We start from the raw sequence: 25423 nt of genomic DNA, 5'->3' as shown, positions 1-25423 counted from the left end.
GATTTAGTAATTCTTCTGATTTTGATGTTTTACACTGTTTTTTGAAGGCTACTTTTAAGAATCTCTTTTTATTTTAGGATCTTCTCATATCGGTTTTTTATCCCTTCCAGATAGGGAGCTTTGATTTCTGTGGCGAGTTCTACCGCTTTTTTTAAGACGGCCGTTGCGGTATCTTTTTTTCCGTTTTGCTCAAGCAGATCACCATATTTTAAAAAGGCTATCGGAGATTTTGGATGTAATTCTGCATTGCTTTTTAAAATGGATTCTGCAATAAATGGTTTTGTAGAAGTATAATCAGACGACAGGTTAGTAATATCCTCTTCCGTAAACCAATTAGATTCAATTAGTTTTTTTATAACGGTTTGAATTTGCTGATCCATTTTTGCTAAATCAGCTTCGTTTAATGGTTTTGTTTGCTGGTCAACAGTAGATTGCAATTCCAGATAAAGTCTTTTTGATTCAGCTGCAATTTTACTTCGGTAGTCCTCTGCTGCTTTTTTTGCCAATTCTATGGTTTTGTCGTAGGCAAGTTCCTTGGTTGTTTTGTACTCAGGGACTACACCAATTCCTTCCCAGTTTGTTTTAGTGATTGGATTTATTGCAGTTCCGGTAGGAATAAATATTTCTAAAAGAGAGTTAATTTCAAGAATTTCACCGGGATTTGCTCCACCACCAGTCACTTCACCAACTAAGGTTGCTCTTTTTTGTGTTTGCATGTTATAACTGAATTCTTCTGCACCCGAAAAACTTCTGTTACCTGTGATAATAAATAAGGGAACATCGATTCTTTTTTTACCGTTAACTTCTGTAACTCTGAATTCTTCCGTAAAGTTGTCTTTTCTAAAGTATAAGGTATTTAGCAATAGAGGTTCTTTAAAAAAGTAACTGCACAGGTATTGCACGGTTTTAGGACTTCCACCTCCGTTAGTTCTTAAATCAATAACAATGGCGTCCGTTTTAGAAAGCAATTGCATATAAGAATCAATAGTGGGGTTAGTCTCGTGTATGAAATATTTAAAATTGAGGTAACCGATATTACCGTCAAGTATTTTAACCTCTCGGAAACCATCGGCAAGTTTGCGATTGTCGGTTAAATTATGAAGATAAATTTCGTAGGAATCTTTAGCTGTACTCGTGGTGTTGTTATCGGGAACAAATTTAGGCTTGACTCTAAGATGTTTGTCGTTGTTGACTAAACGAATTTCTTTCGTTAGCGCGCTACGGCGAAAGAATCCAGAAGATCGTATTTTTTGAATTTATTTTCTTTATAACTCTTTTTTAAATGAGCTGCGATCAGTTTTGCCTGATCAGGAAATATGTACTCCTTTTGAATGAGGGAATCTATTTTTAGGATAGTTTCTTTTTTGAATTTTTCCGTTATTTTCTTTTGCTGACCATTGGCGTTTGGGAGAATGAGACAAGTGAGCACGAATAAAAAAACGAGTTTGTTGTTAAAAATAAAAATCTGTTGTAAAAATGGTTTAGTGAGATATTTCATAATGTTTTGGATTTTTATTTATAACGCTAATTTAAGATTTTATGATAAAATCTGATGAAAATATTTGCAGGTGTGTTGTTTTGTTATTTTTTGTTAGTAGAAGTTGAAAATATTTGTGATTTTCTAATGATGAATTTGAGAAGATAGAATTGAATCTAAAAGGAAGTAGGAGGAAAAGGCTGTTAATTTGTAATAAAAAAGCTACTTTTGTGTTTTTGTTAGATTTAAAGCCATTTTTGGAACAAGGATTATGTTAGTAAAAGTTTATGGAAGTGCCGTTTTTGGAGTAGAAGCAACAACGATTACGGTCGAAGTTCATATGGATAATGGGATTGGTTATCATTTAGTGGGATTGCCGGATAATGCCATAAAGGAAAGTAGTTATCGAATTGCCGCTGCTCTGAAGAATAATGGACTAAATTTCCCTGGTAAGAAAATAACAATTAATATGGCACCGGCTGATTTGCGAAAGGAAGGTTCCGCATACGATTTAACTTTGGCGATGGGGATTTTGGTTGCTTCAGATCAGGTAAAAGCACCGGAGATTGAAAAATATATTATCATGGGAGAGCTTTCTTTAGACGGTAGTTTACAGCCTATTCGGGGAGCATTACCGATCGCAATCAAAGCAAAGGAAGAAGGTTATAAAGGTTTCTTCCTGCCCATTCAGAATGTGAAAGAAGCCGCAATAGTGACCGGATTAGACGTTTATGGAGTTCAGAATCTTCAGGATGTTATTGATTTTTTTAATGGGAAAGGAACGCTTGAGCCTACAATTATTGATACCAGAGCTGAATTTTATAAAAGCTTAGATTTCCCGGAATTTGATTTTTCAGATGTGCGCGGACAGGAAAGTATAAAACGTTGTATGGAAATTGCCGCTGCCGGAGGTCACAATATCATTTTAATTGGTCCGCCCGGAGCGGGGAAAACGATGCTGGCTAAGCGTGTTCCGAGTATTTTACCGCCAATGACTTTGCGTGAAGCTCTTGAAACGACAAAAATTCACAGTGTTGCAGGAAAATTAAAAGAGGTAGGGTTAATGAATCAGAGACCTTTCAGAAGCCCTCATCATACCATTTCTAATGTTGCCTTGGTTGGAGGAGGAAGTTATCCTCAGCCCGGAGAAATTTCGATGGCTCATAATGGTGTTTTGTTTTTAGACGAATTACCGGAGTTCAAGCGCGATGTTCTTGAAGTCATGCGCCAGCCGCTGGAAGATCGCGAAGTGACCATTTCGCGAGCGAAGTTTACAGTTACTTATCCGTCATCGTTTATGCTGGTGGCGAGTATGAACCCAAGTCCAAGTGGTTTTTTTAATGATCCGAGTATGCCTAATACATCTTCGCCTCACGAGATGCAGCGTTATATGAGCAAAATTTCGGGTCCGCTTTTAGACCGGATTGACATTCATATCGAAGTCACACCAGTTCCTTTTGAAAAATTGGCCGATGATCGAAAAGCCGAGAGCAGTGTTGAAATTCGCAAACGGGTTACCGCCGCTCGGGAAATTCAAACCAGACGTTTTGAAACCATTGGAAATGTACATTACAATGCACAAATGAGCAGCAAACTTATTCGGGAGTTTTGCATTCTTGACGATCCGTCAAAAGAATTGCTGAAAACCGCTATGGAACGATTGAATCTGTCGGCGAGAGCCTACGACAGAATCCTGAAAGTCTCAAGAACCATCGCCGATTTAGATAATGCTCCGTCTATAATTTCCCAACACATCGCCGAAGCCATTCAATATAGAAGTTTGGATCGCGACGGCTGGCTGGGTTAGAGATTTTAGATTTTACTATTTTGGAGCGAAAATTTAACTTAATTCTATAAAATTCTCAATATGAATTTCATCTAAAAAAAGGATATCATGCGAAACCACAATTAAAGTCCCCTTGTACTCGTTTACAGCTGCGGTCAGAATTTCGATATTTTGAATATCAAGATTGTTTGTTGGTTCATCCAGAATGATCATATCCGGAGCCTCACTATTGAGGGTCAAACAGTAAAGCATCAGTCGCATTTTTTCACCTCCGCTTAAAGCAAAACAGGGTTTGTTCCAGTCATTTTGTGAAAACAGAAACTTATCAAGTTTCATTTTCAGATCATGTTCCTGTAAACCGGAAGTATTAAATTTCTGTGCTTGTTCGTAAACTGAAATTTGATTTTCAATAAGTGAATAATCCTGATCAATGTAAATTGATTTAGAATTGGCTTTGTAAATATTCCCTGTTTTGGGTTGCAATTGGCCCGTGATTATTTTTATCAATGTCGTTTTTCCGGAGCCGTTTGCGCCTTTGAGGGCGATACGTTGCCCGCTTAGAATTTGAAAATGAAGCTTATTTTTCCACAACAACTGATCGTTATAACTATGATTAATTGCTGATGCTTTGAAAAGTATTCTTCCTTTATGAAGGTTTGTTTTATCAAAACCAAATTTCATTTGATCAATATCAGGTAATGCTGACCGCAATTTCTGCAGGTCCTTAGCAATAGTTCCAATTTTTTCGGCATGAACACCTTTTGTTTTGGCCGTACTGTTTTCGGCATTGTTTCGCAAAGTGTTCATCATAATTCTTGAAACTCCGGCTTTCTTCTGCTTTTTTTCACCACGGGAGTCCAGTTTGTTTTGACGTTCCAGAGTTTCACGTTCTTTTTCTTTTGCTTTGCGTAACGCTTTTTCTTTACTTTGAATATCCTGACTCAAAGCCTTATTTTCGATCTGTTTTTGTTCAGTATAAAAATCATAATTACCACCGTAAACTGTTATTCCCTGTCCTGATAATTCATAAACAGCCTGCAATAAATTCAATAATTTTCGATCGTGACTTACTACAATCAAAGTTGAAGCGCTGTTTTTTATAAATTCATATAATAATTCTCTTCCCGAAATGTCCAAATGATTACTTGGTTCATCAAGTAAAACCAGTTTTGGTTCATGAATTGAAATTCCGGCCAGGAAAACTTTTGTTTTTTGTCCACCGCTCAGCGTTCCGAGTTTTTGGTTCCGGTCTAAATCCTGCAACTGCCAGTATTGTAAGGCTTCATTGCAACGCTCTTCAATTGTCCAATCGTCGTTTAAAATAGTAAGGTTTTCTTCAGAAACGACTCCGTTAAGAATTTCGTGCAAAGCATTCAGTTTGTCTTCAACCTGAAGCGCCTGAGCAATCGTAAGCTGATTAAACTGCCCGAAAATTTGAGGCAGATAATAAGGTTTGGAATCTGTTTTTAATAAACCGTCGACAGGTTCTGATTCGCCTGCAATAATTTTTAATAAGGTTGATTTTCCAACACCGTTGTTGCCAATTAAAGCAATTTTTTGGTGAGGGTTAACTGTAAAAGTAATTTTATCAAACAACAAATTCTTGTTTGAATGTAAGTAGGAGATATGCTGTAAAATAACCATAATTTCTTTCTTTAGGGAATAAACAAATGTGCAAGCCATTTTAATAGCTTACCTTAAAATTGTCCGAAAGAAATTTTTATTCACATAGAGATGGTACGGTTTATTTATTGCTGCAAAGATACAAAAAATAGTTTTTAAGATTTGAGTTTCACCTTATTCAAATTTTAAACTGGCATTTTTAGACATTAAATAGGAAGTAAGCTTTTTAATTTTACCTTTTTCCATTTCAAAAACATCACAGAAAACAGCATCCAGTTTATTACCATTTTTCATATTTCCCTGTACGGCACCTTCGGCAATAACAATGTCATTTTCTTCAATTAGTTTTATGATTTGAATCGTGGGACTGCCTGTAAAATTGTCGTTTTCAATTTCTTTGTCAAAAGCTTCTTTCCCTACATGCTGATAAATTCCGGGCATTTCCCAGATCACATCATCAGTAAGGCAATCTAAAATTCGTTTATGATCGCTTACTCTAAAAGCTTCCATATATTCGGTTACAGTTTGTTTATTTGCTGTCATGTCTTAAAGGTTATGATGTTAAAAGTGCTTTTGGAACGACTATTTTAGGTGCAAGATAAAATTACTGCTTTTTAGAAACATTCCAAAAGCTGATTTTTCGTCTCGTTACAAAACCTAGTTTTTCATATAAGCTAATGGCACCTATATTATTTTCGACAACATGTAAAAAAGGAGTTTTACTTTCGTCTAAGATGCTATTGACAACATGCGAAATCAATTGTTTGGCATAACCTTTTCCGGTGTGATCGGGATGCGTGATAATAGCACTCACTTCTGTAAAGTCATTCATTTTCATACGTTCGCCTGCGACAGCTATCAATTGGGCTTCTTTAAATATTCCATAATAATTACCTAATAAAGGAGTTTGGGTTTTAAAATATCCCGGCTGTACCAAATTAACCAGTTGTAATAATTCGTCATTATGATTTTCGGTAAGTTTGAGAATTTCAGTACCAGTCGGAAGTTGGATTTTGTCCTGAATAACCATTTGCAGACAAATCAATTCTTTGATGATTGTTAAAGAATCGTCTATTTCAGGTTTTTCACCCACTACAAAAAAAGAATCCGTTAACAACTCATATTGTTTTATGGCCTTTAAAGTGCTTTCCGAGAGTATAAAACTTCCAAACGGACAATAATCCGGATTGTAAAATTTAGTACCATCATAATCAAGGGCAAATGCGGAATGGTTTTCGGATAATGCATACCAAACCGGATTATCTAGTTTATGGTCTTCTTTATTTGTCATTATTTTAAAAATAATTTTTTAGGATCGTACTATATTCGGTTTTTATTCTTTCTCTTTTATAGGATAGAAAAAACGAAATGAATTCGAAGCTGCCGGATGTAAAATCGTACCGTGATTTTCAAGCGGGAAATAATCAAAATATACTCTTATGTTTTTGCTTTTTGAAGCTTTAATTTTTTCAGTTAGTAAATTAGCATCGACTTCCATAACTCTTGGAATTTCTGTTGGCGTAAGTCCTTCTTTACCAACTGCAATGTAAATGTCTGTCTGCGCACTGAAATTTTCCTGAAAAATGGCGCTGTCGAGATTTAGTATGGAACCATTATTCCACCAAATGCTTGGGCTTACAATAACATATTTATTAAAAAGGGTTGGTTTTGTTAGTAGAATTTCAGTTCCCAGTAATCCTCCCAATGATTGTCCCATAAGGGTTTTAGAGTTGTTGGCTTTGTATTTTTTTTCGATAAAAGGTTGCAATTCTTTTTCGATAAAAGCAATGAATTTATCAGAATGCCCGGAAGTTGGAAACCTTTTTTGATCTTTTTCGATAGTGGTCGGGAATGTAAAATCTCTTCTTCTGTCGACAGTGGCAATTCCCACAACAATTGATTTAGGAACCTGATTGATCCATTCGAAACTATTAAACTGCACCAGACCGGCGATATGAATAAAATCTTCATCAGCTGAACCGTCTAATAAATAAATTACGGGATATTTTGTTGCCTCTTCGCTTTTGTAACCTTCCGGTAGATAGATATTAAGGATTCTTTTTTCTCCTAATTCTTTCGATTGAATTTCATCAATAACTCCTAATACAAATGGCTTTGCGATTTCTTTTGGTTTGGTTTTATTGGTTTGGCAAAAGATAAAAGTGGTAGAAAAGAGTAAAAAGGCAAGGGTAAATAATTTGTTCATTATGGTGGTATTTAGTAGCAATGGGGTAAAATATTATGATGTGAAACAGGTAAATTATATAGAACTAAAATACAAATTAAAATTGGAAAAAATCCTGCTTCATTTGAAGTAGGGTTACATAGAAGAAATAAGTTCTACTTTACTTCCGTTCCTTCAAACTTTATTCTGCGGTCATTTACGTGAACCAATTCGTCAAGTTCATAGATGTTTTTATAGCCGTACCCATAAAGGTTAATATGTGTAGGAATGTTCAGAGCCAGCATAACAGGTTTTCTGTTGGTTAAAATCTGAGACTCGGGAGCACTTTTAGGAAGCGCCATTTTTGAAGCGAAATCTATCGGGTCACCATTAAAATTGTTATTGCAGTAAATCAGTATTCTGGTATTAGGATCCGGAATTAATTGATGCAGGTTTTCCTGTGTAAAATCGGTAAAATCAAGATGAATTGCCCCTTTTAAGTGTTTTCGGTTGTAACGAAAATCAGAGCGTGTGTCCAAAATAACGGTATTCTCTTCATGACTCATTTTAAGAAAAAGATCGAGACTCACCAGACGATTTGCTCTTGCTTTTTCGACTTCGGTAACGAGGTTTTTAAAATCATCGTAGTCTACTAATGCTTTAGGATATTGTTGCTGCTCTGTCATTGCGGTAGAAGTTTTGGCTGTTTGTGATTGAGTAACACAGCCTGTGAAACAAAATGATACTAAAAATAGAAGCGTTATCTTTTTCATTTGAAATGAGGTTTATAGTTCAATATGTTTATCAGCCGGACTCTACCGCTTTTAATAAAGCGTTAGATTTATCTCCTGAATTTGTTTCTGACAATAATATCTTTTAATCTCTCTTTTAAGTCTTCTCCTGTGTCAAAAACCATTTGTTCATTGTTTGGAAAAGGTACAGCTCGTTTGTTGAAATAACTGATATAATTGTCCTCGCACGCACTTCTGTCTCCTTTGTAAGTAGAGTAAATATTCTCAAAAATAAACTCACTGGTTACCGGAAAAGATTGCAGTAACTGATTGATTTTTAAATCAACATAGTCCACTTTTGCTGTGATCTGGCAGGATTTAAATTGTCTGAATTCGTATACGTTTGCACGAAGCATTCTGTAATTGTCTACTTTTATTTCTCTGCCCAGACTGTCTTTAACCGGTCTTCCTCTGCTGTCCAGAAGTGTTTTGACACCGTCTTTTATCTGTCTTTCTTTAATGAATTCCTTCTCTTTGATTTGCTCTGGGGAAATATTGATCTGCACGAAGTTTACAATCAGACTATAATCGTAAACGATGCCTTTTTGTCTAAGACTGTGATAAACCGTCCATTTATCGTTTAGTCCGTAGGTTTTAAAATCGAGTAAGTCATCCTGAAGCGGTTTCGGAATGACCATATTGGTTTCGTTTTTGGCATAAACATCCACAAAATCCGTTCCTTTAAACTGTGCATCATCCATCAATTTTTTGGTGTTTTTGTAGTTTGGGCTAATGCTTTCCAAATAAGAAAAATCATCGTAGGCTTTTCTAAAATCCAGTTTGTTATTTGATTTTAAAAGGGCAGAAGCATTTTCATATAAATATCTCGTCAATGCAATTTTACTGCTTATGATTTGATTGGTATAATTATCAAACTGGAATGTGGCAGTTCTTCCTTGTTTCAAGAGTTGCAGAGGTAATAACGGTCGGATTTTTTCCTGACGATTGTTCAACTGCATGTAGGTATTGTAAGTGCGTTCGGCATTTACCGGATTTGCTTCTTTGATCATTAATTCCAGGCTACGTAAATCTCTGTCTTTGGCTTTTGCAAACGCCTCTTCCAGCAAATACACGTAATCTTGTTTTCCTTTAGAATCTTTTTTGGTTCTTAAAGCTTCAACAGCGCGGTCTATGGCTCCATCATAATTTCCGTCGCTTAGCATGGATTGAGTAGTTTTTACACCACAAGACGACAGTGCTAAAAATAATATTGAAAATAGGATTGTAATTTTTTTCATTCTAAAGACCAATTGATTTTAAAGGAGCAAAGATATCTGTTTTTAGATAAACTAGAAGTTGTGATTTTAATTTAAGAAGGTGAAGTTTTTGTAAACTGTTTTATTTCAGATTTATTCCTGCTGAATCCACTCGTATTTTCCATCTTTAAGATAGATAATGCCGCCTCCGCAGCTTTCTTCGGCATGAATAAAGATTCCGTCATTTGGCAGTTTGATTTTGTCTTCTTCTTTTATTTCGTCATCGCCCAAGATTTCTCCCTGATCGTTAACATTGTTCCAGACAATTTCCCCTTTTGGGGCTTTTTCAAATATTCCGGCCCAGTCGATTTCTTCAAAACCCTGATAGAGGATAGTATTTCCCATTCCGAAATAATCTGTTCGGTTTCCATCTCCGAAAACAATTCGCAAACCACTTTTATCACTTTTTGTACTTCTTACAATTTCAACCGTTTCATTTTTTCCGTCGCCGTCGAGGTCGCATACGATTTTATTTGTTTTGTGTTTGGTCGAAATCACAATGGTATCGGAGCTATTTTGTGCTTCTTTTTTGTCAGTGGTTTCAACACTGTTTTTCGCTGGAGTTGAAATTGTTGTGACCTCGGTTTTGGATTCTTTTTTGCAAGAGATAAAAATAAAGGCAGCAAGAAGTAAAATTTTGAATTTCATGTTTTCGAGTGAGACTTTTTTGGTAAGATTTGAGATTATCAAAATATAAATGATTGGGAACGGTATTGTAAACGGGGTGTATTTAGAATTTCATTATTTCCTAATTTTCACCTGATACACAATTTCCCAAAAGAGGATTGATAGAATAGCATTGGTGAATATGGCGGTTTTAACTAAATAGGGATCGTATTTGGTAAGTAGGTGTAAGTTAGCGAATTGTACGGCCAAAAATAAAGACAAAGCGGCAATTGAAACAGAGCAGATCACATTTAGTACCGGTTTCCACTTTAAACCTAAAAAAGAATAAATAATGTTCAAAATAGCAAATCCACAACCCAAAGTAATGTAGGGATCTGTTCCTAATTTCTCCCCCAACTGCAGTAAAGGAGAAGTTGCGGTAAGATATAAAAAGAAAAGGATTGCATAAAAAAGGGTTCGTGTTTGAATTTTCATTTTGATGTTTTTTAAATAAAACGGAAAAGAGGTTTTATAGATTTAGATTTGTTCTCAATTTTAAATTATTCCTTTTGGCTCATGTGCAACGCAATTCTGTTTCCTTCACAGTCTTTAAATTCAGCTACCCAGCCAAATTCGCCATTTGAGGTTATCGGAAATAAAATCTCGGCACCATTTTTTACGGCCAGATTTATAGTTTCTTCAATATCTTCAGTGTTTAAATAAACAAGAGTTCCATCTATCGTAGGCTTGTATATTTCACCTTGGGCTAAGGCTCCCGAAATACCATTGTTGCCTTCGATAAGCGGAAAGAATGCCATTTCATTATCATGAATGCGATCACGTTCAAATTCAAAACCAAAAACCGCCGAATAAAATTGTATGGCTCTTTCGATGTTGGTTACCGGAATTTCAAAATAAACAACAGGATTCGATTTGGTTTTCATTTTGTTTAGGGTTATTTTTTATTGTAAGCGAAGTTAGAGAAAATTCCAGTTCAATTGACTGGATTTTATTTTTTCAATTTGTCGTTTGTGTCGGAGAACATGTACAATGGCATGTTCTGTAAGTTGTTCGATGTCGTACAATTGTCCCCAGCCTGTTTTTATTTTTAAGGAATCGTCATATTGTTCTAATTCATCGTCTTTAATTTTACTGAAAACACTTTCGGTAAAGAGGAAGACATTGGTTAAATCATTCAGATATTCGACAATGGTGACATGAAAAACTTTGTCAGGCCGCTCCATAGGTTCTCCTTTCCAGTTATGAATACTGATAGCATAACTATAACCGGAGCTGACAACGTGCGAAAGAATAGCTTGTATGGATTTACAATCTTTGCTTGTTGTTTTTTCGTCTATAATGTGGGGCAAAACATTATCAGGAATACTTGTAATAACGTTTTTAAGATCTAAAATTGCCTGTTCGTAGATGTCAAGCAATGCTCCAACGGCACCTGGTCTGTTCATTTTTGTATTTGTTGGTTATTTTTTATTGTAAAATCGCCTCGATCTTAGTCTCTGATTTTTCTTTAAGTGCACTGTTAGGATGAAAATTCCAAATGATCAAAAATTTTCCTTTTGCAAGATATTCTTCCGGATGCTCATCAGTTGGCTGACCATCTTTTCCCCAAAGTAATCCTTGCAGAAATCGATCTCCTTTAAAAGTGTGTTCAAATTCAAAATACATTACAGATCCACGATCGGTTTTACTTTTAAAATTTTGAATCGATTTACTTTTTAAGGTTCCAACAATACTAGCGTAGGTTTCAATATCATTATAGAAAGTACAGGCTTGTGGAGTAATACAAATATTACCATCGTTTAAAGTGTAGCCTTTGGGAATTTCTTTTGGTTTTAGTTTTAGATCAGCAATTGTCTGACCGAATAAAGTAGTAGTAAGTAATAAAAATAATACCGACAGGGGAATCGTAATTTTCATGGATTTTGGGGTTTGATTTATCAAACTAAAATAGTTTTTTTATTTGAGTTATTTGAAATTCATTTTTTGCGAAGCAGTAAAATTGTAAACCCGACAGGTTCTTAAAACCTGTGGGGTTTGGATGGTACTTATTTGGATAACGCATTTGTAGGTTAAGTACGCTCTAATGAAACATCTTATATAGAATTTGCATAACTTTGACTGAATTGTTAAATTAATAAAGAGCAGAATTTTAAAATGAACATTGAAGTAATTTCATCACAAAATTTAAAACAACTTGTCGAATTAGTTTTAGAGCTTTGGAACGACTGTTCGTTTGACGAAGAAGTTGAAAGTTATAAAGCGATTATAGATTCAGAAAATGAAATTTGTTATGTGGTTAAGGATCAAGAAGACTACATTGCGTTTGTACATTTAAGTACGCGAAATGACTATGTTGAAGGTGCAGAAGACTTACCCGTTGCCTACATTGAAGCTATTTACGTAAAGCCAGCGTATCAAAAACAAGGTATTGCCAGAAGATTGACAAAAGTTGCTGAAGACTGGGCGAAACAAAAAGGATTTAAGCAAATTGCTTCCGACACCGATTTGGGGAATTCAGCAAGCATTGATTTCCATCAAAAAACTGGTTTTACCGAAGTTGAACGAATAGTGTGCTTCATTAAAAATTTATAGGATCGTTTAAACGCGACAGGTTTTTAAAACCTGTCGGGTTTGTTGCGCCAAAGAGATTTTAGTGAAGTTTGTCATTTCTCCTTAGTTCAGAAAAGGCAAGATTAAATTTAGAAGATTATAAGAAAAAAAAATCCGTCATAATCCGTGTTTTCGCAAAGCGAATCCGCGTCATCCGTGTGCTATATTGACAACTATTTTTGTCGATCAAGTAGTATGATTTACTTCGTCAGTTGCTATCGCTCGAGTCTTCTCTGTCGAAATGACACGATTGGGCTGAGGCTTCGACTTTGCTCAGCCAGACGGGGCATAAATCTAAAAACTGTAAAAAAAAATCCCGCCTCAATTAAGAAACGGGACTTCGGTGATATTCTCTTTTTTTTATTTTAAACTGTTGCTGCAATTTCTTGTGGCAACGGAATTTGATTTTTTAGTAAATCTTCGAAAGTTTCGTGAGCACGAATCAGGATTCCTTGACCGTTCATCCATAAAACTTCAGCTGGTTTGTATCTTGAATTGTAGTTCGAAGACATAGAGAAACAATAAGCTCCTGCATTTCTGAACGCTAAGATATCGCCTTCTGTAATTTCTGAAATTCTGCGGTTGTTGGCAAAAGTATCCGTTTCGCAGATGTAACCTACTACCGAGTAAAAACGCTCTTTTCCTTTTGGATTGGAGATGTTTTCAATATGGTGCTGTGAACCGTAAAACATCGGACGGATTAAGTGATTGAAACCACTGTCAACCCCTGCGAAAACTGTCGAAGTGGTTTGTTTTACTACGTTTACTTTGGCTAAGAAGAAACCAGCTTCGCTCACGAGGAATTTTCCGGGTTCGAAAATCAAAGTTAAATCTCTACCGTATTCTGTACAGAAAGAATTGAATCTTTTAGATAATTTTTTACCTAATTCTTCAATATCGGTTTCGATATCGTCTTTTTTGTAAGGCACTTTGAATCCGCTTCCGAAATCTAAGAATTGTAATTCTTTGAAATGTTTAGCCGTATCAAATAAGATTTCAGCTGCATACAAGAATACTTCGATATCTAAAATATCCGATCCTGTGTGCATGTGAATCCCCACAATATGCATTTTTGTGTTTTCAACAATTCGTAAAATATGTGGTATCTGGTGAACAGAGATTCCGAATTTACTATCGATATGTCCAACGGAAATATTAGCATTTCCACCCGCCATTACGTGTGGATTGATACGAATACATACGGGTATATTAGGATGTTTGGTTCCGAATTGCTCTAAAATAGATAAATTGTCAATGTTGATCTGTACACCCATTGCGGCTACTTCTTCGATTTCTTCTAAAGAAACTCCGTTTGGTGTAAAGAAAATTTTGTCAGGATCATAGCCGGCATGAAGTCCTAATTGAACCTCCTGAATCGATACAGTATCTAAGCCAGATCCCATGTTCTTTAATAGCTGAAGAATGGCAACGTTAGACAATGCCTTCATGGCATAATTAACTCTTAAGTTTTCTACCTTAGAGAAAGCTTTAGTTAACCTGTTGTACTGAGATTGGATTTTTTCGGCATCATATACATATAATGGACTTCCAAATTGGTCTGCTAACTGCAGTAAATCTTTTGCTTGCATCTGTAAACTATTTTCAGCAAACTTATTACTCTTTTGCCGATTGACAAATTTTAAATTGAAAAATAACAAATTGTAACAAATTGTTATAAAATAAACATTTAGAGTTTTTTTAACTTTTAATGGTTTCTAATTCTTATTTAGAGTGAATAAAAATTATATTTGCCCCAAAATTACATTATTAGAGATTATTTATGAAAAAGATTATTACATTTTGCTTGATTATCCTTACAACATCGGTGGGATTTGCTCAGGAAAAATCAAAAGACAGTTTGCAGACTAATAATTTAGATGACATTATTGTAACTGCAAGCCGAAAAAAAGAGAGTATAAAAGAGGTTGTTTCTTCTATTACGATTGTTGGAGCTAAAAAAATCCAAAGTCAGACCTTGGTAAATTCGAATATCGGTAATATTTTGCAATATACAGTTCCGGGCTTAGCGACCGCGAGTAACCAAACTTCAAATTTCGGTCAGACTTTAAGAGGAAGGCCGTTTTTGGTTATGATTGATGGAATACCGCAATCTACGCCTTTGCGAAATGGAGGTAGAGACCTTCAGGTAATTGATCCTTCGTCTATCGAAAGAGTGGAAGTTATCAAAGGTGCAACTTCAATTTATGGGAATGGTGCCGATGGAGGGATCATCAATTATATTACAAAGAAAAACCATTCTGAAGAAAAAATTAGCGGTTCGGTACAGTTAGGTTTGATCACACAACCCAAAACTTTTGCAGAATCATTTGGTTACAGAGCTTCACTTTCACTGGCAGGGAAACTAAAAAAACTCGATTACGTTGTTGGATTTACACAGGAAAGATCAGGTGTTGCTAAAGATGCTAACGGAGTGAACCTTTCGCCGTTTTATAGTTTGTCGAATTTAAATACGTACAACGGCTTGTTTAAAATAGGATACGCACTAACTGATACCCAAAGGTTAGAGTTCTCGTACATGGGTTATGCTTCGAAGTCATTTTTAGATCAGGATGTTAAGATTGGTAAATGGGGAGAAATCCCAACGATTGGAGTGGACGCCGGTGGACGTTTGGGAACGCCTGAAGGAACTCCGAGAAATCATAATTTTAGAGTAGCGTATTCGAATTCGGAGATTTGGAATAATACTTCTTTGGATGTTAATGTTTATGCACAGGATTTCAGAACGGTTTATTCGTATGACAGAGATCAGTTTTTAAACGGAGGTCAATCGAATGTGGCTTCGCAAAAGAAAGGGCTTCGCGTTAATTTTGATTCCCGTCTTTTTGCAAATGATACCTACAAAGCAGAGGTAATTTATGGTTTGGATTTACTTCAAGACAAAACGGTTCAAAAATTAGAAGACGGTCGTTTTTGGACTCCTCAAATGAAAATGCTGAATACTGCACCTTTTGCGTTGATTAAATTTGATGCCTGGGGTAAATTTACCTTAAAAGCAGGTGCTCGATATGAAAATATTAAGGTGAAAGCAGATGATTTCAACACGTTACCGGTATTGAATGCTAAAAACAATACGTACACCAAAAGTATTTTTGTTCAGGGAGGCGAGTTAGATTATAATGCTCTCGTTGGAAACATCGGATTGCGATATAATATTATGCCGGAAGTAAATGTTTTTACGAGTTATTCTCAATCTTTTTCGATCAATGAGGTAGGGCGCATTTTAAGAACGTCTACTGAAAGTGTGATCTCAAAATTACCAACTGATCCTATTATTGTAAACAATTACGAAATGGGAGTGGCCGGAACGATTAAAAAATGGTTCAACTATGAGGTAACCAGTTTCTGGAGCACATCACAATTAGGGGCTACATCAATTCAGTCAGCTGATGGTTCTTTTGCGATGCAGCGTGCTCCCGAAAACATCTGGGGATATGAGGCCGTTGTAGGTTTTAATCCAATAGAATTTCTAAGTTTTGGAGGTGCTTTTGCCTGGATAGAAGGGAAGGTCGATAATGACAATAACGGATCGTACGAAAAATATATTAACGGATCCCGAATAATGGCTCCAAAGCTTACGACTTATGTTCAGATTCGTCCGCTGAAAAATTTAGATATTGAATTAAGTTCTTTACATAACTTCAAAAGAGACCGATTTGATCCAAATCCAACCACAAACTTGTATAGTTTTAACGAAGGTCCGGTAAAAAAATATACGGTCTTTAATTTAAGCAGTTCTTATCTCATCAATAAATCATTCCGATTGGCGCTGGGAGTGGAGAATTTATTTAATAAAGATTACGCTCCCAATATTGCCTGGTGGCAAGCGAGAGATAAAGATTTTGTGAATGCTCCCGGAAGACGTGCAACTTTACAAATTCAGTATAATTTTTAAATTTAGTAATTTGAAGTGTAATTTTAATATTTCATAACAAAGCCCCTTTTTGATTTCAAAAAGGGGCTTTTATTTTTATAAAGGTTAAGGAGTCTGTGACTTATAAACTAGGCAAATCTCCGTTTCCTTTGGTTGGCAAATTGGTAGAACCCATCAAGAACAAATCGACTTCTCTCGCCGCTTCACGGCCTTCTGAAATAGCCCATACAATTAAGGACTGTCCTCTTCGCATATCACCGGCAGTGAAAATGTGCGGAACATTCGTCTGATAATTTTTGGCTTTATAGTTGTTTCTCATATCGATTTCCAGACCTAATTGCTCGCTTAAAGTTTTCTCAGGGCCTGTAAATCCTAAAGCCAATAAAGCTAGATCGCATGGCCATATTCTCTCTGAACCTTCTTTTTCGATTAATTCAGGACGCTGACCCGGAGTCATTTTCCATTGTACTTCAACGGTTTTTAATCCTACCAGTTCTCCTTTGTCGTTCGATAAGAATTCTTTGGTATTGATCAACCAGTTTCTGTCGCAGCCTTCTTCGTGAGAAGATGAGGTTTTTAACTGTAGCGGCCAAAAAGGCCAAGGAGTTGTTTCGCTTCTTCCAACCGGAGGTTTAGGTAAAATCTCAAAGTTGGTTACCGATTTTGCACCATGCCTGTTAGAAGTTCCAATACAATCAGAACCGGTGTCTCCACCGCCAATTACGATTACATCTTTACCGGTAGCCATAACCTGATCTTGAATTGATTCTCCAAACAAAACTTTGGTCTGCTGAGTTAAGAAATCCATTGCCTGAACAACGCCTTTGCTTTCGATTCCTTTAGTTGGTAAACTTCTTCTTTCGGTTGCACCACCGCACAATACGATAGAATCAAAAGAATTTAATTCGGCTACGCTATAGTTTACGCCAACATTTACATTGGTTTTAAAAGTGATTCCTTCCGCTTCAAGGATTGCTACACGTCTGTCGATGATTCCTTTTTCTAATTTGAAATTTGGAATTCCGTAACGTAATAAACCTCCTATGGCGTTGTCTCTTTCAAAAACGGTAACAGTATGACCAGCTCTGTTTAATTGCTGTGCTGCTGCTAAACCTGCGGGACCTGAACCAATAACCGCAACTGTTTTTCCGGTTCTGGTTTTTGGGGCCTGTGGTTTGATCCAGCCTTCGGCAAACCCTCTTTCGATGATGTTTTTTTCGATGTTTTCGATGGCAACAGGTTCTTTGATGATCCCTAATACGCATGATTTCTCACATGGAGCAGGGCATAAGCGGCCTGTGAATTCCGGAAAGTTATTAGTAGACTGTAAAATCTCTAAAGCACTTTGCCATTCTTCCTGATGTACCATATCGTTGAAATCAGGAATTAAATTCCCCAACGGACAGGAACTGTGGCAAAAAGGAATACCACAATCCATACATCTCGAACCTTGTTCTTTTATTTTATCTTTTGCTAACGGAATCGTAAATTCGTTGTAGTTCGTAACACGTTCTGCAACTGCTATATTACTTTCGTCGGCTCTGTTATATTCTTTAAATCCGCCTATTTTACCCATGACATTTTAAATTAAATTCCAATTTCTTAAATTCCAAATTCCAATCCTTTGACTTCGCTTCCTTCGACTTCGCTCAGGAAGACAGTGCCATTGAAATTGATTTTTGATTTTTGAAATTGATTTTACCCCGCTATTAATTCTTCTATTTTTTTCTCTTCTGCAATTCGTTGTAATGCTTTTTTGTAATCAGTTGGCATCACTTTTACGAAATTTTGCTGTTCATTTTCCCAGTCTGCTAAAATTCTTTTGGCTAATGGACTGTTGGTGTACAAAGAGTGGTTTTTGATCAGTTTTCTTAGTTTTCTCACGTCCTCGTCTTCGATAGGATCAAAAGCAACCATTTCCATGTTGCATACCCTTGCATCGAATTGTTGATTCGGATCGTACACATAAGCAACACCACCGCTCATACCTGCCGCGAAGTTTCGTCCTGTTTTTCCTAAAACAACTACTGTACCTCCCGTCATGTATTCGCATCCGTGATCTCCAATTCCTTCCACAACTGCTGTTGCTCCGGAATTTCTAACACAGAAACGCTCTCCGGCAATTCCATTAATATAAGCCTCTCCGGTAATAGCTCCGTAAAGGGCAACGTTCCCGATAATGATATTTTCTTCAGGTTTGAAAGTGGCAGTAGGAGGTACTTTTACAATTAATTTTCCTCCCGAAAGACCTTTTCCTAAGTAATCATTACAGTTTCCGTGAATTTTAAACGACAATCCATTTGTTGCAAAAGCACCAAAACTTTGTCCGGCAGAACCTTCAAAATCAACTAAAATAGTATCATCAGGTAATCCTTGTGCGCCATAAATTTTTGAGATTTCATTACTCAAAATAGCACCTACAGAGCGGTCTGTATTTTTAATTTTAAAGGTAACTCTGGTTTTTTCTTTTCTGTAAATAGAAGGAATTGCTTCTTTAATGATATCAAAATCCAATACATTTTCAAGCTGGTGATCTTGTTGTGTTGTGTTGTGATTTGGAACCGTTTTGGCTTTTTCCGGTTTGTACAGAATCGATGATAAGTCTAAGCCATTGGCTTTGTAATGTTGGATTGCTTTGTTCACATTTAATTTTTGCGACTGACCCACCATTTCTTTTAAAGTTCTGAAACCTAATTGCGCCATGATTTCTCTTAGCTCTTCAGCAATAAAATACATGAAGTTGATGACGTGCTCCGGAGTCCCTTTGAAATTTTTTCTCAATTCAGGATCCTGAGTGGCAATACCAACCGGACAGGTATTTAAGTGACAAGCTCTCATCATGATGCATCCTGAGGCTACCAGCGGAGCCGTTGCAAAACCAAATTCTTCTGCTCCTAATAAAGCGGCTATCGCTACGTCACGACCTGTTTTTAGCTGTCCGTCACATTCTAAAACCACACGGCTTCTTAAATCGTTCAAGATCAAAGTTTGTTGCGCTTCGGCTAATCCAAGTTCCCACGGAATACCTGTATGTTGTAAAGACGTTAAAGGGGCAGCACCAGTTCCTCCGTCGTAACCTGAAATTAAGATCACGTCGGCTTTTGCTTTTGCGACACCGGCTGCGATGGTTCCAACGCCAACTTCAGAAACTAATTTTACATTGACACGAGCTTCACGATTGGCATTTTTCAAATCGTAAATCAACTGAGATAAATCTTCAATAGAGTAGATGTCGTGGTGTGGCGGTGGTGAAATCAAACCTACATAAGGGGTTGAGTTTCTGGTTTCGGCAATCCAGGGCACTACTTTTTCTCCCGGAAGCTGTCCGCCTTCACCCGGTTTAGCCCCCTGAGCCATTTTAATCTGGATTTCTTTAGCGTTGGTCAAATAGTTGATCGAAACACCAAAACGTCCCGAAGCTACTTGTTTGATCGCACTGTTTCTCGAATCTCCGTTAATTTCTTTCTGGAAACGTTTTGGATCTTCTCCTCCTTCTCCAGAATTACTTTTTCCGCCAATTCTGTTCATAGCAATCGCTAAATTCTCGTGCGCTTCTCTACTGATGGATCCGTAAGACATGGCTCCGGTTTTGAATTTCTTCACAATTTCAGTCCATGATTCTACTTCATCAATAGAAATTGGATCTAAATTATTGAATTCAAATAAACCTCTGATCGTCATTAAGTTTGAGCTTTGCTCGTTGACCATATTAGAGTATTCTTTATAGCTTTCAGGACTGTTTAAACGAACGGCCTGTTGTAATTTAGAAATAGTGGTCGGGTTGAACATGTGTTTCTCTCCACCGCGTCTCCATCTGTAAATACCTCCAATTTCAAGAGAAAGTAAGTTGGCAATTTTTGAATTTGGAAATGCTTTTTGGAAACGTTTCTTGACTTCTTTTTCGACTTCCATTAAACCAATTCCTTCAATTCTTGATGGGGTGTAAGGGAAGTATTTTGAAGTAAAAGTTTTGTTCAGTCCTAAAATCTCGAAAATCTGAGCAGCTCTGTACGAATGTAAAGTAGAGATCCCAATTTTGTTCATGATTTTAACGATTCCTTTTGCAATGGCTTTGTTGTAATTTACAATCGCATAATCTGCTTTTACTCCTTTAATAAAGCCCTGATTCACCTGATCATGAATAATTTCATTTACCATGTAAGGATTGATCGCACTTGCTCCGTATCCGAACAATAAAGCAAAATGATGCGGTTCACGAGGCTCTGCAGATTCGATTATGATTCCGAATTTTGAACGAACCTGAAGAATGTTTAAAGAGTGATGAATGTACGAACAAGCCAGTAACATTGGTATTGGAGCCAGTTCTTCACTTACTCCTCGGTCTGATAAAATAATGACATTGCATCCTTCAGAAACGGCTTTAAAAGTTGCCTCAACACATTTTTCAAGTGCGCGCTCCAGTCCGTTAACTCCTTTTTCTATTTTATATAAGGTAGAAATAGTAGCCGATTTGAAATCAACGTGGTCAATGTTTCTGATTTTATCCAAATCCTCATTGGAAATAACCGGATTTTGGATTTTTAGTTTTTTACACTGCTTAGATTCAATTTCAAAAATATTGAAATCACCGCCAATGGCTAAACTGATATCAGTAATGATCTCCTCACGAATACCGTCTAAAGGCGGGTTAGTCACCTGTGCAAACAATTGCTTGAAGTAGTTGTACAACAATTGCGGCTGGTCTGATAAAACAGCCAAAGGCGTATCGTTACCCATAGAACTGATGGCTTCAGCTCCCTGACCTCCCATTGGGTTAATGATGGTTTTTAAATCTTCAATCGTATAGCCAAATAATTTTTGTCTGGTTAAGAAATCCAGTTTCTCAACCGGTGTTGGGTTATTGGTATACGGTATTTTAGATAAAGGCAATAAGTTAGCATCGATCCATTCTTTGTAAGGACGTTTGGTAACGATGGATTTCTTTACCTCGTCGTCTTCAATAATACGGCCTTCGTTCATGTCTACCAGGAACATTTTCCCGGGCTCTAAACGACCGTGCTGAATCACATCTTCAGGATCGATATCCAAAACACCAATTTCTGATGACATGATTACAAAACCGCTTTTGGTTAAGGTATAACGTGATGGACGCAATCCGTTACGATCTAATAATGCACCAATGACGTTACCATCTGTAAACGGAATAGAGGCAGGGCCATCCCAAGGCTCCATAATACAAGCGTTAAACTCGTAAAAGGCTTTTTTCTCCGGAGACATGGTCTGGTGTTTTTCCCAGGCTTCCGGAACCACCATCATCATGGCTTCCGGTAAGGAACGTCCCGTCATTAATAGAAGTTCTACTACCATATCCATAGAAGCAGAATCTGATTTTCCTTCTAAGATAATTGGAAATAGTTTTTTGATATCATCGCCAAAAATTTTGCTTTGCATCAATTCTTCACGAGCGCGCATACGGCTAACGTTTCCGCGAAGCGTGTTGATTTCACCGTTGTGACACATGTATCTAAACGGTTGTGCTAAGTCCCAGGATGGGAATGTATTGGTAGAGAAACGCTGGTGCACTAATGCCAAACGAGTCACTAAATCGGGATCTTTTAAGTCAACATAATAACGGCTGATGTCTTCCGGCATCAAGAGACCTTTATATATTATGGTAGTTGTCGATAAACTAGAGAAATAAAACATGTGGCTTTCGGAGGTTTTAGATCCTCTAATGGCATGTTCGGCAATTTTTCTAGCTGCAAAAAGTTTTGCATTAAATTCATTTTCAGTTAAATCCTGACCGTTTTTGCTAACAAAAACCTGTTTAACTGTTGGTTCTTTTTCTGCGGCGATTTGCCCTAAATTTTCTACTTCAACTGGTACATCTCTCCAACCCAGAATCTTTAAATTTTGATCCTTAATAGTCGATTCGAAAGCGTTCATACAAAAAGAAACCTGGTTTTTGCTTTTTGGTAAAAAAACCATTCCTACTGCATACTCACGTGTTTCAGGGATTTCAAAATCACATACTTTTTTAAAAAAATCATGTGGGATGTCGAATAAAATTCCAGCTCCGTCTCCAGTTCTTCCATCAGAACTAACTGCACCACGATGTTCCAATTTTATTAAGATATCCAATGCTTTGTGAATAATATCATTTGATTTAATACCATTCAAATTACAAATAAATCCTGCACCACAATTGTCGTGTTCAAATTCAGGCAAATAAAGCCCTTGTTCTTTAACTTTCATTCTTGATATTTTTTTTACAAAAATAGAGATTTCGTTAAATATAATGTATTGAAATAGCTGTTTTGCTTTTATTTTTGTTGTAATATTAGAAAAAGACTTCTTAATTGATAATAATGTTTTTTTAGCCATTGCGAATTATTAAAATGACAATACGGACTAAAAAATAGTATGAAAAATCGCTGTAAGGCTAACAAATACGGTGGTCTTTTTGTTAAATATCAAACGTTTTAGTGGTTTCTAGTTAATATTAACAAATTATTTATTTAACCATTTCTTTGCTTTCAAAAAGAATAAACGTTTCGTGCATATCACTCTCGTTTTTTAATTGAAAAAGATTTTACTATTAAGTTGATTTTTGCTACTTTTGTCGCACTTTTATTCTGAAATAAATTCAGAACCAGACAAATTCTATATTATGAACATACACGAATATCAAGGAAAAGAAATTTTAGCAAGTTACGGAGTACGCATTCAACGCGGAATTGTGGCTAACAATGCGGTTGAAGCTGTGGCTGCTGCAAAACAATTAACTGCCGAAACTGGTACAGGATGGCATGTGATAAAAGCACAAATTCACGCAGGTGGACGTGGAAAAGGTGGTGGAGTGAAGTTGGCTAAAAACTTGCAACAAGTTGAAGAAATTGCTGAACAAATCATCGGAATGCAATTGATTACTCCTCAAACTTCTGCTGAGGGTAAAAAAGTAAACAAAGTTTTAGTTGCTGAAGATGTTTACTATCCTGGTGAAAGCGAAACTTCTGAGTTTTATGTTTCTGTTTTATTGAATAGAGGTACAGGACGTAACATGATTATGTATTCTACTGAAGGTGGAATGGATATCGAAGAAGTTGCTGAGCATACACCACACTTAATCTTTACAGAAGAAATTGATCCAACTGTTGGATTACAAGGTTTTCAGGCAAGAAGAATTGCTTTTAACTTAGGTGTTACTGGAAATGCTTTTAAAGAAATGGTGAAATTCATCGATGCTTTATACAACGCTTACGTTGGTTCTGATGCATCTATGTTCGAAATCAACCCGGTTTTGAAAACTTCAGATAACAAAATTCTTGCTGTTGACGCTAAAGTAAATATCGACGATAATGCTTTATACAGACAACCAAAATATGCTGAGATGAGAGATATCCGTGAGGAGAATCCAATCGAGGTTGAAGCTAAAGAAGTAGGTTTGAACTATGTAGATCTTGACGGTACTGTAGGTTGTATGGTAAACGGAGCTGGTCTTGCAATGGCAACTATGGATTTAATTAAATATGCTGGTTTTGAGCCTGCTAACTTCTTAGACGTTGGTGGAACTGCTGACGCTAAACGTGTTGAAACAGCTTTCCGTATCATCTTAAAAGATCCAAACGTAAAAGCTATTTTGATCAATATCTTCGGAGGAATCGTTCGTTGTGACCGTGTTGCTCAAGGTGTTGTTGATGCGTACAAAAACATGGGTGACGCTATCAATGTGCCAATTATCGTTCGTTTGCAAGGAACAAATGCTGAAATTGCAAAAGAATTAATTGACAACTCAGGTATGCCAATTTTATCAGCTGTTCAATTTCAGGAAGCTGCTGACCAAGTTAAAGCTGCTCTTTCTTAATTAAATAAGAAATCAATTGATATAGAAAATCCATTCCGAAAGGAGTGGATTTTTTTTGTTTTTTTATAACCGCAAAGCACGCAAAGAATTTAACTTAGAATGATCAATAGAAACGCAAAGTTCGCAAAGCTACCGGTTTAAAATAGCCACGAATTCACGAATTATTTTTAATAATTCTTTTAACCATGATAATCTGTGACTAAAAAAATCAGATCAGTTCGTTTATTTTTATTGTAAAAAAATAGAAATTTTAGTTTTAGAAACCGTTTAATTATTCCCCGTGGTTTTAATCACAAAGATCCTAATCTTGCGGACCAACGGTTGAAACCGTTGGCAATGTTTTCGAAAGTGTGTTCTTTGGGCTAAAATGTATTATATACCCAAAGTTCACAAAGCTATTTGTTCAAAATAGCCACCAATTCACGAATTTTTATTCTCAAAGATTATAAAAATAATTCGTGAATTCGTGGCTAAAAAAACTTTGCGAAGTTTGCGTTTCTATTGACAATCCTAAGTTAAATTCTTAGCGCCCTTTGCGGTTAAATGATTCCTGACTATTTCAAAACCGTTGCCAGTTCTACAATTTCAAAATCAGGATTGTGTTCAACAAATTCTCTGATCATAGCCGTATGTCCGGCGCCTAATAAAACCATTATTTTGTCGTCTTTACTTTCGGTTAGTTTTTGAATTAAAGCATACATATAAAGGTTTCTTCTGTACCATTCCGAAACTAAGTAAGCCCCCACAAAATCGTCCGTTTTGCCTCCTTTAGTAGCCGTTTCAACATACCAGCCAATATTGTCTTCATTCGATTTTTTGGTATTGATGTCTAACAGCAGTTCAGTCAGTGAATATTTGGCAATTTTTTCATTTTGACTCTTCTTATAATATTTCATAGTTTCTTCATTCTTTTTGATTAGATCAAATTGACCGGCGGCTGTCATTCCTTTTACGAGACTGTCATATGGAAAGTCGGTGTTGTTGTAATCAATGCCATATAACTTTTTATGACCTAGTTTTTTAGCTGATCTTAATGCGACTTGTACAATTTCATCTGATTGTTTATGAAGTAAACTGTCTGTATTTCTATTGTAGAATTTGTCCAGTTTGTCTTGTCTTTGATAATTCCATTCTACAAAAATTTTATTAGGACCAAACTTTTTTATTTTATTGGCAATGTTCTCCAGTTCCTTTTGGCTTCTGTCTGACATTACATTAAAGGTATTTACTTTAGCAATGTCAAGCCCCGGGTTTTCAAAATGGAAGGTTCCAAGTAAAAGTATTTGTTTTTTCTTTGACTGTCCGGAAACGGTATTAAATGCGATAACAGCAAGTAATAGTAAGGTGATTTTTTTCATGATGATTGGTTTTT

The 25423-nt window shown here is 36.3% G+C and carries 20 protein-coding genes; 4 read left to right on the top strand and 16 right to left on the bottom strand.

Going from position 1 to position 25423, the window contains the following annotated elements:
• Window positions 1-68: 68 nt before the first annotated feature.
• Window positions 69-1034: a S41 family peptidase gene (locus C245_RS23595; protein ID WP_255348296.1), complete on the bottom strand. Its 966-nt coding sequence runs from the start codon at window positions 1032-1034 to the stop codon at window positions 69-71.
• 714 nt (window positions 1035-1748) lie between these two features.
• On the opposite strand from C245_RS23595, the gene C245_RS0104930 reads away from it, so the two are divergent.
• The gene (locus C245_RS0104930; RefSeq protein WP_017495474.1) at window positions 1749-3284 is read left to right on the top strand and encodes a YifB family Mg chelatase-like AAA ATPase; all 1536 of its coding nucleotides are present in this window, start codon (window positions 1749-1751) and stop codon (window positions 3282-3284) included.
• A gap of 33 nt (window positions 3285-3317) precedes the next feature.
• Here the strand turns inward: C245_RS0104930 and C245_RS0104925 are convergent, their stop codons facing one another.
• From C245_RS0104925 to C245_RS0104875, 11 genes are all read right to left on the bottom strand, one after another.
• Window positions 3318-4907 (bottom strand): ABC-F family ATP-binding cassette domain-containing protein, encoded by a 1590-nt coding sequence (locus C245_RS0104925; RefSeq protein WP_017495473.1) that lies wholly within the window; start codon window positions 4905-4907, stop codon window positions 3318-3320.
• 153 nt (window positions 4908-5060) lie between these two features.
• Window positions 5061-5429, bottom strand: coding sequence for a nuclear transport factor 2 family protein (locus C245_RS0104920; RefSeq protein WP_017495472.1), 369 nt, complete (start codon window positions 5427-5429; stop codon window positions 5061-5063).
• Between the two features lie 61 nt (window positions 5430-5490).
• Complete coding sequence (locus C245_RS0104915) at window positions 5491-6177, bottom strand: GNAT family N-acetyltransferase (protein WP_017495471.1); 687 nt, start codon at window positions 6175-6177, stop codon at window positions 5491-5493.
• Window positions 6178-6219: 42 nt separating this feature from the next.
• Entirely contained in the window at window positions 6220-7092 is an 873-nt protein-coding gene (locus tag C245_RS0104910) for an alpha/beta hydrolase (protein ID WP_017495470.1), read from the bottom strand.
• 134 nt (window positions 7093-7226) lie between these two features.
• A complete protein-coding gene (locus C245_RS0104905) occupies window positions 7227-7823 on the bottom strand; it encodes a rhodanese-like domain-containing protein (RefSeq protein ID WP_017495469.1) in 597 nt (198 codons plus the stop codon).
• 68 nt (window positions 7824-7891) lie between these two features.
• Complete coding sequence (locus C245_RS0104900) at window positions 7892-9079, bottom strand: hypothetical protein (protein ID WP_017495468.1); 1188 nt, start codon at window positions 9077-9079, stop codon at window positions 7892-7894.
• 111 nt (window positions 9080-9190) lie between these two features.
• Window positions 9191-9745, bottom strand: a complete 555-nt coding sequence (locus C245_RS0104895; protein WP_026109876.1) for a hypothetical protein — start codon at window positions 9743-9745, stop codon at window positions 9191-9193.
• A gap of 93 nt (window positions 9746-9838) precedes the next feature.
• Entirely contained in the window at window positions 9839-10198 is a 360-nt protein-coding gene (locus tag C245_RS0104890) for a hypothetical protein (protein ID WP_017495466.1), read from the bottom strand.
• Window positions 10199-10263: 65 nt separating this feature from the next.
• Window positions 10264-10647, bottom strand: a complete 384-nt coding sequence (locus tag C245_RS0104885; protein ID WP_017495465.1) for a VOC family protein — start codon at window positions 10645-10647, stop codon at window positions 10264-10266.
• A gap of 33 nt (window positions 10648-10680) precedes the next feature.
• A complete protein-coding gene (locus C245_RS0104880) occupies window positions 10681-11169 on the bottom strand; it encodes a hypothetical protein (protein WP_017495464.1) in 489 nt (162 codons plus the stop codon).
• A gap of 22 nt (window positions 11170-11191) precedes the next feature.
• Window positions 11192-11641, bottom strand: coding sequence for a hypothetical protein (locus C245_RS0104875; RefSeq protein ID WP_017495463.1), 450 nt, complete (start codon window positions 11639-11641; stop codon window positions 11192-11194).
• Between the two features lie 237 nt (window positions 11642-11878).
• On the opposite strand from C245_RS0104875, the gene aac(6') reads away from it, so the two are divergent.
• On the top strand, window positions 11879-12316 hold the full coding sequence (gene aac(6') / locus C245_RS0104870; protein ID WP_017495462.1) for an aminoglycoside 6'-N-acetyltransferase: 438 nt from the start codon (window positions 11879-11881) through the stop codon (window positions 12314-12316).
• A gap of 383 nt (window positions 12317-12699) precedes the next feature.
• On the opposite strand, the gene lysA is transcribed toward aac(6'), so the two are convergent.
• Window positions 12700-13992: a diaminopimelate decarboxylase gene (gene lysA, locus C245_RS0104865; RefSeq protein WP_255348295.1), complete on the bottom strand. Its 1293-nt coding sequence runs from the start codon at window positions 13990-13992 to the stop codon at window positions 12700-12702.
• Window positions 13993-14114: 122 nt separating this feature from the next.
• Between lysA and C245_RS0104860 the strand changes: the two genes are divergently transcribed.
• Window positions 14115-16247, top strand: a complete 2133-nt coding sequence (locus C245_RS0104860; protein WP_017495460.1) for a TonB-dependent receptor — start codon at window positions 14115-14117, stop codon at window positions 16245-16247.
• A 100-nt stretch (window positions 16248-16347) separates the two neighbouring features.
• Here the strand turns inward: C245_RS0104860 and C245_RS0104855 are convergent, their stop codons facing one another.
• Window positions 16348-17802 carry a glutamate synthase subunit beta gene (locus tag C245_RS0104855; protein WP_017495459.1) on the bottom strand — a complete coding sequence of 485 codons (1455 nt, stop codon included), beginning with the start codon at window positions 17800-17802 and terminating at the stop codon, window positions 16348-16350.
• A gap of 122 nt (window positions 17803-17924) precedes the next feature.
• On the bottom strand, window positions 17925-22442 hold the full coding sequence (gltB, locus tag C245_RS0104850) for a glutamate synthase large subunit (RefSeq protein WP_026109875.1): 4518 nt from the start codon (window positions 22440-22442) through the stop codon (window positions 17925-17927).
• A 415-nt stretch (window positions 22443-22857) separates the two neighbouring features.
• On the opposite strand from gltB, the gene sucC reads away from it, so the two are divergent.
• Complete coding sequence (gene sucC / locus C245_RS0104845) at window positions 22858-24051, top strand: ADP-forming succinate--CoA ligase subunit beta (protein WP_017495457.1); 1194 nt, start codon at window positions 22858-22860, stop codon at window positions 24049-24051.
• Between the two features lie 554 nt (window positions 24052-24605).
• Here the strand turns inward: sucC and C245_RS0104840 are convergent.
• Window positions 24606-25409 carry a DUF5694 domain-containing protein gene (locus tag C245_RS0104840; protein WP_017495456.1) on the bottom strand — a complete coding sequence of 268 codons (804 nt, stop codon included), beginning with the start codon at window positions 25407-25409 and terminating at the stop codon, window positions 24606-24608.
• Window positions 25410-25423 lie beyond the last annotated feature (14 nt).

The organism is Flavobacterium sp. WG21, from assembly GCF_000335775.1.
GTDB classification, from domain to species: domain Bacteria; phylum Bacteroidota; class Bacteroidia; order Flavobacteriales; family Flavobacteriaceae; genus Flavobacterium; species Flavobacterium tructae.
This window is presented reverse-complemented; position numbering and strand designations above follow the sequence as displayed.

Bases quoted from the DNA above. Each gene is read 5' to 3' on its own strand.
- C245_RS0104930 (WP_017495474.1), top strand. From the start codon at position 1,749: ATGTTAGTAAAAGTTTATGGAAGTGCCGTTTTTGGAGTAGAAGCAACA.
- C245_RS0104920 (WP_017495472.1), bottom strand. From the start codon at position 5,429: ATGACAGCAAATAAACAAACTGTAACCGAATATATGGAAGCTTTTAGA.
- C245_RS0104925 (WP_017495473.1), bottom strand. From the start codon at position 4,907: ATGGTTATTTTACAGCATATCTCCTACTTACATTCAAACAAGAATTTG.
- C245_RS0104900 (WP_017495468.1), bottom strand. From the start codon at position 9,079: ATGAAAAAAATTACAATCCTATTTTCAATATTATTTTTAGCACTGTCG.
- C245_RS0104875 (WP_017495463.1), bottom strand. From the start codon at position 11,641: ATGAAAATTACGATTCCCCTGTCGGTATTATTTTTATTACTTACTACT.
- C245_RS0104890 (WP_017495466.1), bottom strand. From the start codon at position 10,198: ATGAAAATTCAAACACGAACCCTTTTTTATGCAATCCTTTTCTTTTTA.
- C245_RS0104855 (WP_017495459.1), bottom strand. From the start codon at position 17,802: ATGGGTAAAATAGGCGGATTTAAAGAATATAACAGAGCCGACGAAAGT.
- C245_RS0104915 (WP_017495471.1), bottom strand. From the start codon at position 6,177: ATGACAAATAAAGAAGACCATAAACTAGATAATCCGGTTTGGTATGCA.
- C245_RS0104905 (WP_017495469.1), bottom strand. From the start codon at position 7,823: ATGAAAAAGATAACGCTTCTATTTTTAGTATCATTTTGTTTCACAGGC.
- C245_RS0104885 (WP_017495465.1), bottom strand. From the start codon at position 10,647: ATGAAAACCAAATCGAATCCTGTTGTTTATTTTGAAATTCCGGTAACC.
- C245_RS0104895 (WP_026109876.1), bottom strand. From the start codon at position 9,745: ATGAAATTCAAAATTTTACTTCTTGCTGCCTTTATTTTTATCTCTTGC.
- gltB (WP_026109875.1), bottom strand. From the start codon at position 22,442: ATGAAAGTTAAAGAACAAGGGCTTTATTTGCCTGAATTTGAACACGAC.
- C245_RS0104860 (WP_017495460.1), top strand. From the start codon at position 14,115: ATGAAAAAGATTATTACATTTTGCTTGATTATCCTTACAACATCGGTG.
- sucC (WP_017495457.1), top strand. From the start codon at position 22,858: ATGAACATACACGAATATCAAGGAAAAGAAATTTTAGCAAGTTACGGA.
- C245_RS0104880 (WP_017495464.1), bottom strand. From the start codon at position 11,169: ATGAACAGACCAGGTGCCGTTGGAGCATTGCTTGACATCTACGAACAG.
- C245_RS0104840 (WP_017495456.1), bottom strand. From the start codon at position 25,409: ATGAAAAAAATCACCTTACTATTACTTGCTGTTATCGCATTTAATACC.
- C245_RS0104910 (WP_017495470.1), bottom strand. From the start codon at position 7,092: ATGAACAAATTATTTACCCTTGCCTTTTTACTCTTTTCTACCACTTTT.